14 protein-coding genes are annotated in these 12,328 nt (G+C 66.4%); 8 read left to right on the top strand and 6 right to left on the bottom strand.

Going from position 1 to position 12,328, the window contains the following annotated elements; all coding sequences use genetic code 11:
* The first annotated feature begins 53 nt into the window (after positions 1 to 53).
* Together SE15_RS13055 and SE15_RS13050 are read left to right on the top strand one after the other, a co-directional pair.
* Positions 54 to 1,658 (top strand): histidine kinase N-terminal 7TM domain-containing diguanylate cyclase, encoded by a 1,605-nt coding sequence (locus SE15_RS13055; protein WP_054522575.1) that lies wholly within the window; start codon positions 54 to 56, stop codon positions 1,656 to 1,658.
* Between the two features lie 113 nt (positions 1,659 to 1,771).
* The gene (locus SE15_RS13050; RefSeq protein ID WP_054522574.1) at positions 1,772 to 2,410 is read left to right on the top strand and encodes a sulfite oxidase-like oxidoreductase; all 639 of its coding nucleotides are present in this window, start codon (positions 1,772 to 1,774) and stop codon (positions 2,408 to 2,410) included.
* 6 nt (positions 2,411 to 2,416) lie between these two features.
* Here the strand turns inward: SE15_RS13050 and SE15_RS13045 are convergent, their stop codons facing one another.
* Entirely contained in the window at positions 2,417 to 3,148 is a 732-nt protein-coding gene (locus SE15_RS13045) for a PilZ domain-containing protein (protein WP_054522573.1), read from the bottom strand.
* 180 nt (positions 3,149 to 3,328) lie between these two features.
* Here SE15_RS13045 and SE15_RS13040 point away from each other — a divergent pair, with 180 nt between their 5' ends.
* Positions 3,329 to 4,021, top strand: coding sequence for an HAD family hydrolase (locus SE15_RS13040; RefSeq protein ID WP_054522572.1), 693 nt, complete (start codon positions 3,329 to 3,331; stop codon positions 4,019 to 4,021).
* Here the strand turns inward: SE15_RS13040 and SE15_RS13035 are convergent.
* Positions 4,003 to 4,863 carry a DegV family protein gene (locus tag SE15_RS13035; RefSeq protein WP_054522571.1) on the bottom strand — a complete coding sequence of 287 codons (861 nt, stop codon included), beginning with the start codon at positions 4,861 to 4,863 and terminating at the stop codon, positions 4,003 to 4,005. The two genes, SE15_RS13040 and SE15_RS13035, sit on opposite strands and share 19 nt — an antisense overlap.
* A gap of 167 nt (positions 4,864 to 5,030) precedes the next feature.
* On the opposite strand from SE15_RS13035, the gene tatC reads away from it, so the two are divergent.
* Positions 5,031 to 5,774, top strand: a complete 744-nt coding sequence (gene tatC, locus SE15_RS13030) for a twin-arginine translocase subunit TatC (RefSeq protein WP_054522570.1) — start codon at positions 5,031 to 5,033, stop codon at positions 5,772 to 5,774.
* Positions 5,775 to 5,817: 43 nt separating this feature from the next.
* A complete protein-coding gene (locus SE15_RS13025) occupies positions 5,818 to 6,012 on the top strand; it encodes a twin-arginine translocase TatA/TatE family subunit (protein WP_236690039.1) in 195 nt (64 codons plus the stop codon).
* A gap of 10 nt (positions 6,013 to 6,022) precedes the next feature.
* On the opposite strand, the gene SE15_RS13020 is transcribed toward SE15_RS13025, so the two are convergent.
* A complete protein-coding gene (locus SE15_RS13020) occupies positions 6,023 to 6,370 on the bottom strand; it encodes a twin-arginine translocase TatA/TatE family subunit (protein WP_054522568.1) in 348 nt (115 codons plus the stop codon).
* A gap of 227 nt (positions 6,371 to 6,597) precedes the next feature.
* On the opposite strand from SE15_RS13020, the gene SE15_RS13015 reads away from it, so the two are divergent.
* The 3 genes from SE15_RS13015 to SE15_RS13005 all read left to right on the top strand — a co-directional run bounded on the left by SE15_RS13015 (position 6,598) and on the right by SE15_RS13005 (position 10,261).
* Complete coding sequence (locus SE15_RS13015) at positions 6,598 to 7,794, top strand: DNA double-strand break repair nuclease NurA (protein WP_054522567.1); 1,197 nt, start codon at positions 6,598 to 6,600, stop codon at positions 7,792 to 7,794.
* 94 nt (positions 7,795 to 7,888) lie between these two features.
* Positions 7,889 to 8,521, top strand: a complete 633-nt coding sequence (locus SE15_RS13010; RefSeq protein ID WP_054522566.1) for a hypothetical protein — start codon at positions 7,889 to 7,891, stop codon at positions 8,519 to 8,521.
* A 12-nt stretch (positions 8,522 to 8,533) separates the two neighbouring features.
* Positions 8,534 to 10,261 (top strand): ATP-binding protein, encoded by a 1,728-nt coding sequence (locus tag SE15_RS13005; protein ID WP_054522565.1) that lies wholly within the window; start codon positions 8,534 to 8,536, stop codon positions 10,259 to 10,261.
* A gap of 7 nt (positions 10,262 to 10,268) precedes the next feature.
* On the opposite strand, the gene SE15_RS13000 is transcribed toward SE15_RS13005, so the two are convergent.
* Genes SE15_RS13000 through xseA form a run of 3 tightly spaced genes read right to left on the bottom strand, consistent with a single transcriptional unit; the run spans position 10,269 to position 12,227 of the window.
* Positions 10,269 to 10,724, bottom strand: coding sequence for a divergent PAP2 family protein (locus SE15_RS13000; RefSeq protein WP_054522564.1), 456 nt, complete (start codon positions 10,722 to 10,724; stop codon positions 10,269 to 10,271).
* Positions 10,724 to 10,972: an exodeoxyribonuclease VII small subunit gene (gene xseB / locus SE15_RS12995; protein ID WP_054522563.1), complete on the bottom strand. Its 249-nt coding sequence runs from the start codon at positions 10,970 to 10,972 to the stop codon at positions 10,724 to 10,726. The genes SE15_RS13000 and xseB overlap by 1 nt, the downstream gene beginning before the upstream one ends.
* Positions 10,965 to 12,227 carry an exodeoxyribonuclease VII large subunit gene (gene xseA / locus SE15_RS12990; RefSeq protein WP_054522562.1) on the bottom strand — a complete coding sequence of 421 codons (1,263 nt, stop codon included), beginning with the start codon at positions 12,225 to 12,227 and terminating at the stop codon, positions 10,965 to 10,967. Before xseA ends, xseB begins: the two co-directional genes overlap by 8 nt.
* Positions 12,228 to 12,328 lie beyond the last annotated feature (101 nt).

Raw genomic sequence — 12,328 nt, 5'->3', positions numbered from 1 at the left:
GCGGCCGGGTGTAAAATGAAAGTAGTCCCCTGGGTGGGGCGGGCAGGCCGAGGATGAGTGTTTATGAGGTGTTTCTGATTCTGGCCCTGGCCGCAGAGGTACTGCTTCTGCGCCAGGTGGGGGTGCGTTTGCGCATGCCGCACCTGAATACCCCGCTGGCGCTGTTCTGGTTTCTAATCGCCGGGGCCGCGCTCCTGCTAACCCACAGCCTCACCCTGCTGGCGGCCGCGCCGGGGGCGGCCCTCCTGGGGGCTCAGTTGCAGTATGCCTTCCTGGTCACCCTGCCGGTGCTGTGGCTGTTCTTCGCGCTGGATTACAGCGGCCAGCGAGCGTGGCTGCAGCCGGCGCGCGCCTGGCTTTTCGGCGTCATTCCCCTGCTGACCTTCCTGCTGGTGCTGACCAACCCCCGGCACGGGCTGATCTGGGCGGACCACAGCCTGATCGAGCGGGGGCGCTATGTGCTCTTTCAGGTGGGGCAGTACGGTGCGTGGTTCTGGGTGCACCTGGTGTACGCCTACGCGCTGATGGCGGCGGGGGCGTATTGGATTCTGCGCGCTCAGGGCGGGGCGCGCCTGCCCTACCGCTGGCAAGCGCGCTGGTTGGTGATCGGGGCGCTGATTCCCCTGCTCTTCAATCTGGTGGATCTCCTCTTTCTCCTGCCGCAGGGCCAGCAGGCGATCACGCCGCTGGGGTACGTGCTGGCCGGGGGAATCATCGGGGGCACGGCAATGCGCTACGATTGGTTGGGGGTGACGCCGATTGCCCGCCAGGCCGTCTTCGATGACCTGGGCGAGGGGGTGGTGGTGCTGGATGCCCGGCAGCGCGTGGTGGACCTCAATCGGACCGCCCGGCGCCTTTTCGGCCTGGAGGGGGTCGCCTGGGCGGGGGCGCCGGTAGGGGCGGTGCTGCCCTTCTGGCATGCCGACCTGCTGCCCACCGGTGACGCACCGGTGGGCGAGGATCTGTGCCTGCGCGATGGGGAGTCGGCCGCGGCGACCTACTACGAGGTGCGGGTGACCCGCCTGCTCCACCCGCGCGGGCGGGTGCTGGGCTACGCGGTGACGCTGAGCGATCAGACCGAGCGGATGCGCTACCTGCAGGCGGTGGAGCAGGAGGCGCAGACGGATGCCCTGACCGGGCTGTTGAACCGGCGCATGTTTCTGCAGGTGGCGGCGCGGGCGCTGGCGCATCACCGCGCCTCTGGCCAGCCGCTAGCTCTGCTGGAACTGGACATTGACCACTTCAAGGCCATCAACGACGCCTGCGGCCATCCCATGGGGGATGAGGTGCTGGTGGCGATCTGCCGCCGCGTCCAGGGGGCACTGCGGGCCACGGACGTGCTGGGGCGCATCGGCGGGGATGAACTGATGGCCATCCTGCCGGGGGTGACGCCGGAGGATGTGGCGGGAATCACCCGCCGCATTCAGCACGAGGTGGCCGACCACCCCATTGAAGCGGGGGGGTGGGCGGTCATGAGCACGGTCAGCGTGGGGGTGGTGGTGAGCGATGCCACCTGCGCGCTGACCCTGGAGCAACTGGTGGAGCGGGCCGACCGCGCGCTCTACCGCGCCAAGCGGCGGGGCGGCAACGCCATCGAAACCGAGTGGGCCACGTACGAGGCCCCGGGCGACCCGGCGGGGCACGTCGGCGCGCCCTAGGGCGAATGGCGGGGGAGCGCTCCGTGCCGGGGCGGTTTTCCCCCGGCTAACCTTCGGCATCCGATTCCGTTATTCTGACCTTGTGGGTATAATTCGGATCAGGAGAGATACCCATGGTTGAGGATATTTTTCGACGCAAAGCCGATGAACAACGCTGGCGCGCCGAGCGCCGCCTGCCCCCCGGCCAGGCGCTCACCCAGCGCTTCCCGGTGCTGCATTACGGCCCCGTGCCCCGGGTGGACCTGAGCACCTGGGATTTTCGCATTTGGGGGGAGGTCGAACAGCCCCTGCGCTTCACCTGGGAGGAATTTAACCGCCTGCCCCACACCCGCGTGACCCTGGATATTCACTGTGTCACCCGTTGGAGCAAATTGGATACCGTGTGGGAAGGCGTCAGCGTGCGCACGCTGGTGGACCTGGGACTGCTTAAACTCAAACCCACGGCGCGCTACGTGGTGCAGCACGCCGAGTACGGCTTTACCGCCAACCTGCCGCTGGAGGTGGTGCTGGCGGAAAATTTCCTACTGGCCACCCACTACAACGGCGAACCGCTCACCCCCGAACACGGTTTCCCCCTGCGCGGGGTGGTGGGCGCCATCCCGGGCCGCGAGGATCTCAAGGTGCCCTACTTCTGGAAAGGCGCCAAGTGGCTGCGCGGCCTGGAATTCCTGGCCGAAGATCGCCCCGGCTTCTGGGAACAGGCCGGCTACCACAATGAAGCCGATGTGTGGAAGGAGCAGCGCTACGCCTGAGCGCGGCTAAAAGTAGAGGCCCAGGCTCTGCCCGACCTCGCGCAGTTCGCGGGCGCGCTGTTCCAGTTCGGTGAAGATGGCCACGCGCCGCTCGGCCACGTAGAGGTCCAGCCAGCGCTCCTGTTCCAGGGTGGGGAAGAGGCGGGCGCCAACTTGCCACAGGTGCTCTTCACGGCAGTGGGCGTGGATGACTTCGCCGGCCACGGTGATGCGGTGCTGGCTGGCCAGTTGCAGGGTCACATCCATCCTCAGCCCCGCCGCCAGGCCGGCAGGAGGGGTCTCCACCAGGCTGTCGAAGAGCAGGCCCACCCCGTGCACGCTCAGGTTCGTCATCAGGGCCTGGAAGGGCAGGCGGTCAACCCACACGGTGACGGGGAAACTGCCCTCGGGCTGCACCCGCGATTCACGGCGGGGGCGCCACGGCGCTGCCAGGAAGCGCAAACCGGTCAGGTGCAGGGTACAGCCTTCTTCCATCAGCCACTGCACGTGGCCGCGCACGGTGGCGGGTAAAAAGCGGCTGTGCAGGTAGGCCGTCTGGTAGATGGCGGCGCACAGCTGGGGCTTGGGGGGTGGGAAGTACACCCCGTGGGCGCTGAAAGAACGCGGTTGAAGGGTTTGCTCCAGCACCAGGCCCTTGTAGGGCACGGCCAGCGTCAGCGGAATTTGCTGGACCGCCAGCGCACGCAGAACGGGCATGGGGTCGCGTTTCCGGGTCAGATCGGGCGTCTCGACACTCATGATCGGCTCTTCTTCGCTCCCCTACGCTTCAACACGTTTTATCCTTTCTCCATTTTACGGAATTGGGAGCCAAAAAAATTAAAATAAAATAAGAATCCGGGACGGCCGGCGTGCATTTTGCAGCGCGGCCCGGTAAAACGGGTATAATCCGGGCGAATGCGAACCTAAAGGAGCCCCTGCATGACGGTTAAAGCCCTGCTCTTCGACCTGGATGGCCTGCTGGTGGATTCGGAGCCGCTTTCACGGCGCGCCTGGAACGAGGTCATTGCCCGGGTCGGCCACACCCTGAGTGATGAGGTGTTTATGCAGATGGTGGGGCGCTCGGAGAGCGAGGTACGCACGCTGTTTGAGCGCGTTTTCGGCCCGGATTTTCCCTTTGAGAGGGTGACCCGCCTGCGCCAGGCGCACTTTCTGGAAGCGCTGGCGCGCGAGGGGGTGCCGCCCAAGCCCGGCGCCCACGATCTGCTCGCTTATGTGACCCGGCGCGGCCTGGCCAAGGCGGTGGCCTCTTCCACCTCCCGCGCCATGGCCGAGGCCAAGTTGCGCAGTGCCGGCCTGCGCGATTTTTTTGAGGTCATCGTCACCGGCGAGGACGTGCCGCGGGCCAAACCCGCCCCCGACCTCTTCCTGGAAGCGGCGCGCCGCCTGAACCTACCCCCGGAGGCGTGCGTGGTGCTGGAAGATTCCAGCGTTGGGGTGCAGGCTGCCCATGCGGCGGGGATGCGCTGCATCCTCATCCCGGATGTGCAGCCGCTGAGCGCGGAGATTGTGAACCTGGCCACCTGGCAACTGCGCTCGCTGGCCGAGGTGCCCGCCCTGCTGGAGCGCCTGCGCACGAACGGGCGCGACCCGCTTCAGGCGGGTTCGGCGTAGCCGCAGAGGGCAATGGCGCGCGGGCCGGTGTGGGCACCCAGCACCGGGCTGGGGACGCGGATGATCAACTCCGCCGGGTGGTAGGTGGCTTCAACCCGCCGGGCCAGCGCCTCGGCATCGGCCGGGCAGAGGTTGTGCAGGACGGCGATGTGCAACGGGCGGCTGGTATCCAGGCGCTTGAAGAACTCGCGGAAGAGGTTTTCAATGACCCCGGTGCGGGAGCGGGCCGGCATGGAAGGCGCCACCGTGCCGTCGCTGGGCTTGACGTACACCAGCGGTTTAATCTGAATCAGCGAACCCAGCAGACGCGCCGCGGCACCGATGCGTCCTCCCTTTTGCAAAAAATCCAGCGTATCCAGGGCGACGAAGTAAACCATGGCCTCGCGCACTTTCTGCGCGGCGCGCAGCATCTCGGCCACATCTCCGCCTTGCTCGCGCACGCGGGCGGCGGCCATGATCTGCCAGCCCATGCCCATGGAATTGTTGCAGCTATCCACCACGTGCACCGGCACGGGCGATTCGGCGGCGGCCTGCAGGGCCGAGCGGTAGGTGCCGCTCATGTGGCTGCTGACCACGAAGGTGATGATTTCGCGGGCGCCTTGCTCGGCGGCGCGGTGAAAGGCGCGCACAAAGGCTTCGGGGGGTGGCTGCGAGGTGGTGGGGTGCTCACCGGTGCGTTCCAGCCGTTCGTAGAACGCTTCGGGGGTCATGTCTATCCCATCCAGAAAGACCTCGCGTCCAAAGATGATCGTTTGCGGAACGATCAAAATTCCGTAGCGCTCCACCCATTCGGGGGGCAGGTCGCAGGTGCTATCGGCGATCAAGGCAACGGGGTAGGTCATAGGACGCTCCTGAGGCAGGCTGAGAATGGGGTCTCCATGAAAGATTCTACCCCCACTTTTCCCGGGCCGCTTATGACGCAAGTCATGCTGTGGGGCATAAAGCGCACTGCCCAAGCGCGGTGAGGCCGGCGAATTTGGAGCGGGAGTGTGGTAAAATAAGCAGTGCCATGGCCACGTGGCAAGAAACCCTGCCCCGCACGGAGGAGACGGCCCAGGTCCCAGCGGCGATGAGCCTATGGGAGCACCTGGAAGAACTGCGCGGGCGCCTGCTCAGGGGATTGATGGCGCTGGGGCTCACCACGGCGGCGAGTTTTGCCTTCGGCGAGCGCCTAATTGACCTGCTGGCGCGCCCCATTGGGGGAGTGGACAAACTGGTTTCCATTGAGGTGACGGAGAACATCGGCGTGTTCATGCGCGTCAGCCTGCTGGCCGGGTTCATCCTGGCCCTGCCGTACCTGCTCTACCAGGTGGTGGCTTTTGTGCTGCCCGGGCTGACGCCGCGTGAGCGGCGCGGGCTGTTCATCGCCATTCCGGCGGCCAGCACGCTTTTCATCGCGGGGGTGCTGTTTGCCTATTTGGTGATGCTGCCGGCGGCGCTGCCCTTCCTGATCAGTTTCATCGGCATTCGCACCACGCCGCGCTTGGCCAATTACTACGCCTTCGTCACCAACCTGCTGTTCTGGATCGGGGTGGCGTTTGAGACGCCGCTGGTGGTCTTTGTGCTGGCCAAACTGCGCCTGGTTACGCCGGGCCTGCTGGCGCGGCACTGGCGCATCGCCGTGATCGTGATCGCCGTCCTGGCGGCGGTCATCACCCCCACCCCCGACCCGGTCAACATGACCCTGTTGATGCTGCCGCTGCTGGCCCTCTACGGCCTGAGCGTACTGCTGGCGTTTGCGGCGGTGCGGTGAGGTGGGGTGGGGAAATCCGATTTAACTCAAGGAGAGCATACCCATGTGGCGACCCGGTTTACCCGAACTGCTGATTGTCCTGGTGCTGATTTTGCTGCTGTTCGGCCCGGGGCGGATTACCAAGATTGCCGGGGAACTCGGCAGTGGCATCCGCGCCTTCCGCGAGGGGCTGGAGAAGAAAGAAAGCCCCGAAGCGCCGGCCGATAAAAAGGACGAGACCACCCCACCCAGCCAGTGAGCCGCAGGGCTCAGCGGGGGGCGGAGCCGTTGCCGGAGGGAGGGCCGTCGTCGGGCGCCGGTGGCGGCGCGGGGGGCTGGACGGGCGCGGCGGGCTGGGATGGCAGAAGGCTCTGGCCGGAGCGTCGGAGTTCTTCTTCCAGTTCGTCCAGCCCGGCTTCGCGGATCAGGCGGGTGGGCACCTGGCGCACTTCGCGGTCTACTTTGCGCAGGGAGGCCCACAGGGGGGAATGCAGGATTTTGCGCAGCAGCCGGCCCAGGTTGCGGGCGGCTTGAACCATGCCCTGCGGGCCGAGCAGGATGAAGGCCAGCAGCAGAATCAGGGCTAACTCTAAGATGCCGACGTTAAAAATTTCCATGGTCGTCCTGGTGAAGGGGTGACACGGCCTGCATTGGTGCGCCCGGCGGCGCCGGCTCTGCCCGCCGGAATGGGCAAACGAGCGCAATCGCGAGCGGGATTGGCTTCATTATAGCACGCGGAGCGGCGCGATCAAGGGGCCGGTAAGCCGATTTTTTAAGGTTATTTACCTTGCGCGCGGCGCGGTTCGCGGTAAAATTAGTACAAATGTTCAAGGGGTGATAGGGCATGACGATCAATTTCGTGGAAGTGCATCGTCAAATTCAGCAGGCCGGGGAGGCAGCCCGGCGGGAGCAGAAAGCCCTGCGGGAGCGCCTGGCGCAGGCGCATGAGGCGCTGGAAGCGTGGGCGAACCACCTGGATGACCTCATCGCGCGGGCAACGCAGGCCCTGGGCTACAACCCCTCGCTGCGCTGTGCCCTACCCTGGCAGGAACCGCTGAATGCCCGCTTTGCCGCGCCGCCCCCACCGCAGGCCGGCCTGCTGCTGGCCGCCGACGGCTCGCAGGCCAACCCCAACCATCACGACCGCATCCCCTTCGGGCTGATCAACATCGGCCTGTTTGCCTGGGATCTGAGCCACCGCCGTGCGCCGGAGGAGATCATCCAGACCGAGTTACTGCTCAACCAGGACCTTTACGACGAGTTCGGGATGATCGGCGAGGAGCGCATCGCGCTGGAACGCGACCTGCGCGAGCGGCGCGCCCTGCTGGAACGCCTGGAAGGCGCGGCGACCTCCCCGCTGATCACCCTCACCGACGGGCCGCTGGAACTCTACCGCCAGCCGCGCAACGACCCGGAGTTTCAGGCGCTGTTTGAGGCGTACCTGGATGTGCTGGCCGGGCTGGCCGCCCGCGGCGCCGTGGCGGCCGGCTACGTGGACAAGCCCCAGGCCGACCTGGTGGTGCGCCTGCTGGAATTGGCCCTGCTGGAGGAAGCCAACCTGCGCCAGGCCGGGCAGGAGCGTCCCCTGCGCGGCGTCACCGACCGCATGCTCTTCAACACGCTGCTGTTGCCCGGCGAGCGTTCGGCCATCTTCGGCATTCAATCCACCAGTGCCGAGCGCTTCCGCCAGTACGAAGGGGGACAACTGGGGCTGTTCTTCTTCTACCTGAACGTGGGGGTGGAGAACCAGCCCAAGGTGGTGCGGGTGGAGATCCCGCGCTGGGTGGTCGCCGATGCGCCGGCTGTGGCCTGCCTGCACGCCGTGCTGCTCCAGCAAACGCGCATCACCCCCAACCGCCGCTACCCCTATGCGCTGACCCGCGCCCACGAACTGGCGCTGGTGACCCACCAGGACCGGCAGGCGGTTGCGGCGATGATCGAGCAGGAATGGCACCGCCAGGGGGTGGTCGTGGGCGAAGAATCGGACAAGCAGCAAGCCAAACGTGATTTGCAGATGACCAGCCGGAGGAGCCCGGCATGAACCCATCTCCCGGGCCCTGTGCCCGCCGCCGCGTTGAGGGGCAGGGCGCCATTTGCCGTCTTTTGACCCCACTCTCTGAGGTTGGAGTGATTCGATGAGCGAGTACCCGCTACCCCCTTCCACGTCTCTTGAAATTGGGCGCATGCTGCGCGCCGACAACACCCGCTGTGTGGTGGGCTGTCGTGCCGGGCAGGCTAACCTGCCCGCGCTGGGCAGTCTGGTGCGCCTGCCGGTTGAAGACACCTACCAGGTTTACGGCCTGGTGGCCAATGTGCAGATTTTTGACGATGGGCTGACGCGCCAGGTGGTGGTCAGCGATACGATTGACCCCAGCGTCATCTTGGATAACCAGTACAACCGCAACCTGCCGCTGGAGATCGGCGTGCTCTTCGTGGGCTACGAGCGGAGCGGTGCGCTCAGCCACCTGCTGCCGCCGCGCCCCCCGCTGGTGCTGCACGTGTTGTACACCTGCACGCCGGAGGAGGTGCGCCGCTTTACCGCGCACGGGCGTTTCGGCTACTTCCGCCACATCCTGCGCGCCACCGACCAGCCGATTGACGAACTGCTGGCCGCGCACCTGCAACAGGCCCACGCCTGCCACCGTCAGGCGGGCAACACCGCCTGGGCGCGCGAGGCCGCCCGCGAACTGATTACCCTGCTGCGCGACGATTACGCCACCCTCACCAACGTGCTGAAGACGCTGGCCGATACCCAGTTGGAGTTTTAGGGAGGTTTCCGCATGACGGCATTTCCACTTTCGGTTTCCGATCGCGAAGGCCGCACCATCGGCTATGTGGTGGGCGGCAGCCTGCAAAGCACCCTGCGCGTGCGCCTGACCGTGCCGCCCCAGGACATCCAGGAGGGCAGTTTCGTCACCATCCGCTCGGGCAACTGGCAGTTCTACGGCACGGTGGTGGACCTGAAACTGGACGCCACCAACCCGCGCTTTGCCGATGAACCCTCGGAGGCGCGCCTGCCCGCCGGGCTGGTGGACCTGCTGCACGGGCAGACGCTCTACACCAATCTGGAGGTGCTGCCCAAACTGATGGCGGAGATTGGCCCGGAGCCGGGCACGCCGGCCTACGAAGCCTGGGTGCGGGAGCATCCGGAGGGAGGGCGCATCATGAGCGTGCGCACGGTACCCCTGCACCATGCCACCGTGCGCCTGGCCAGCGCCGGCGATGTGGCCGAGATTTTCGGCGAGCCGAGCGAGCGCAACTTTGTCCTGGGTTACACCCGCGAGCAGGGCCATCCCATCCCGATTGACCTGGAAAAGTTCGTCCAGCGTTCGGCGGGCATCTTCGGCGCCACCGGCACGGGCAAGTCCTTCCTCACCCGCATGATCCTGGCGGGGCTCATTCACTACAACCAGGCTTCGGTGCTGGTTTTCGACATGCACAACGAGTACGGCTTCGACGACATCGCCTCCGACACCCGCGAGACGGTGATCGGCCTGCGCACCAAGTTCCCGGCGCGCGTGCGCGTGGTGGCCCTGGGGCAGAACGCCATCATCCGCGGGCGCTCGCCCGATTTCAACCTCGTGCTGGGGGAACGCGACCTGGAGCCCGAAGACATTGAGATGCTCACGCGCGAACTGAACCTCAAAGAGACCACCCCCACCACGCTAAGCGCGCTGGTGCAGTCCTTCGGCGAGAACTGGTTCCACGAGTTCCGCCACATGGAAGTCGGTAAGGAGATCCCGAATGAAGATGGCAAGAAGGTGCCCGCGCCGGACAGTGTGGCCGCATGGGCCAACGCGGTGGGCACCAATGTCATGGCGGCGGAGGGCCTGCACAACAAACTGCGCCGCCTGTTCGAGAAGCCCTACATCGTCCCCGACCCGCCTCCCGGCGCCACCATCCAGCAGATCATCCAGTGCCTGGAAGCCGGGCAGCATGTGGTGCTCTCGTTCGGTACGTACGAGAGCGACCTGGATTACCTGCTGGTGACCAATGTGCTCACCCGCCACATCCGCGAGGCCTGGGTGAAGAAGGCCGAGACCTACCGCGCCCACGGGCGGGAGAAGGCGCCGGCGCCGCGCCCGCTGGTGATCGTGCTGGAAGAGGCGCACAAACTGCTCAACCGCGAACTGGCCGGGCAGACCACCTTCAGCACGATTGCCCGCGAAATGCGCAAGTACTTCGTCACCCTGCTGGTGGTGGACCAGCGCCCCTCGCAGATTTACGACGAGGTGATGTCGCAACTGGGCACGCGCATCAGCGGCTGGCTGGGGGATGAGAGCGACATTCACGCGGTGCTCTCCGGCCTGGCCGACCGCGATCAGTTGCGCGGCATGCTTGCCCACCTCCAGCCGCGCGAGGAGGTGCTGGTGATGGGCTGGGGCGTGCCCATGGCCATTCCCATCCGCAGCCGCCGCTACGACGCGCGCTTCTGGGAAGACCTGCTGGGGTCCTCCAACCGACTGCCGACCAGCCTGGAAGAGGCGAGCAAAAAACTGGGGTTCTGACCCACCCTCAGGGCCGCCACAACCACCACATACCCAGCGCAATGGCCGCGCCGAGCAGGCTGCCCACCGCCACCTGGCGGGGGGTGTGGCCGAGCATTTCCTTGAGGCGCTCCTGCGAGAGGGGTTGTCCGCTGAACAGTTCTTGCAGGAGGACATTCAATTTTTGGGCATGCACCCCGGCCTGACGGCGCACTCCGGCAGCATCGTAAAGCACGATCATGGTGATGGCGACCCCCAGCGCAAAGACCGGGTGGTCAAATCCGTAGTACAGCCCCACCGAAAGCGTGGTGGCGACCATCAGCGCGGCGTGCGAGGAGGGCATGCCCCCCATGCTGAACCACATGTTCCAGTTCCAGCGCCGGTTGACCCAGTAGTCAATCGGCACTTTGAGAAACTGTGCCAGCCAGAGCGCCAGCAAACCCGCCAGCAGGGGGCGATTGGCCAGCAGTTCGTTCCACACCATCAGGGCGCCACCTCCTCCTCAGGGGGTTCGCCTTCCGGCGCCGCGCTGGGGCCGAGTTCGCGCACGCGCAGTTCGGCCTGGTCCAGCAGGGCCTGGCAGTGGCGGATGAGCGCCTGCCCGCGCTCGAACAGGCGGATGGCCTCTTCCAGCGATTGCTGGCCGCTTTCCAGGCGCTGCACCAGTTGCTCCAGTTCGGCATAGGCCTCTTCGTAGGAGAGGGACTCCACGGTTTTCCAGGGCTCAGGCATGGTTACCTCCTTCCGGGGCGGTTGGGGGGCGGGGGTGCACGGATTCCACCCGCGTGCTCAGGTAGCCATCGGCCAGGTGGGCGTGCAGAACCTCACCTGCGGTGGCCTGGCTCACCCGCTGGACGGTCCGGCCGTCGGGGCGCTGTAAGATGGCGTAGCCGCGCGCCAGTACGGCGCGGGGGTTGAGCGACTCCAGGCGCGCCTGCAGGCCCTGCAGGTGCAGGCGGCGCAGGCGCAGGGCGCCGGCCATGTGGTGGGCGGCCCAGGTGCTCAGGTAATCCAGGCGCTGGCGATCTTCGCCCACACGGCGCAGGGGCGAGGCGCGCTCCAGGCGCTGGCGCAGGTGCAGCAGGTGGCGGGCGTTTTCCTGCACCTGAGCCGCCAGGGCGCCGGCCAGGCGGTGGGCCAGGTGGCGCACCTGCTGGCGCAGTTCGTCTCCATCCGGTGTGGCCAGCATGGCCGCCGCCGAGGGAGTGGGAGCGCGCAGGTCGGCGGCAAAATCGGCCAGGGTGAAGTCGGTTTCGTGGCCGATGCCGGTGATGACGGGGGCCTGAGAGGCGGCAATGGCGCGCACCACGCGCTCATCGTTGAAGGCCCACAGGTCCTCCAGGGTGCCCCCGCCGCGCGCCACGATGATCACGCTGGGCTGTTCGCGTCGGTTCAGGTCGGCAATGGCGCGCACCACCTCGCCGGCGGCTTCTTCCCCCTGCACGCTGACCGGCGCCAGCACCACCTCCACCAGGGGGTAGCGGCGGCGGATGATGTTGAGCATGTCCTGAAGCGCCGCGCCGGTGGGCGAGGTGACCAGGCCAATGCGCTGGGGGAAGGCGGGGATGGGGCGCTTGCGCGCGGCTTCAAACAGCCCCTCGGCTTCCAGGCGGGCCTTCAGGCGCAGGAATTCCTGAAAAAGTACCCCCTCACCGGCCAAGCGCAGGGCATCTACGTACAACTGGTACTGCCCGTCGCGCTCGTACAGGCTGATGTAGCCGTGGGCTTCGATGGCCAGGCCGTTTTGCAGGGCCACGCGCAGGCGCTGGGCGTGCGTGCGCCAGATGACGCAGCGCAGGGCGGCGAATTCATCCTTGAGGGTGAAGTAAATGTGGCCCGAGGTGGGGCGGGAGAGGTTGGAGATCTCCCCCTGCACCCACACATCTTGCAGGAGCGCATCGCTTTCCAGCAGGGTGCGCAGGTACCGGGTGAGGGCGCTCACACTCAGCGCCGGGGCCGGGAAGAGGGGGATCTGCTCCAACACCATGGCGATTCAAGGATACCCTGCCCGCCCGCGACTGTCAACGGAATGAGAGCGGCGGGGTGTGGTAGAATACAAGACGGCCCGTCGCCTTTTTGCGGGCCGGG

The sequence above is a fragment of the Thermanaerothrix daxensis genome, from assembly GCF_001306145.1.
In the GTDB taxonomy this organism is placed as follows: domain Bacteria; phylum Chloroflexota; class Anaerolineae; order Anaerolineales; family Anaerolineaceae; genus Thermanaerothrix; species Thermanaerothrix daxensis.
This window is presented reverse-complemented; position numbering and strand designations above follow the sequence as displayed.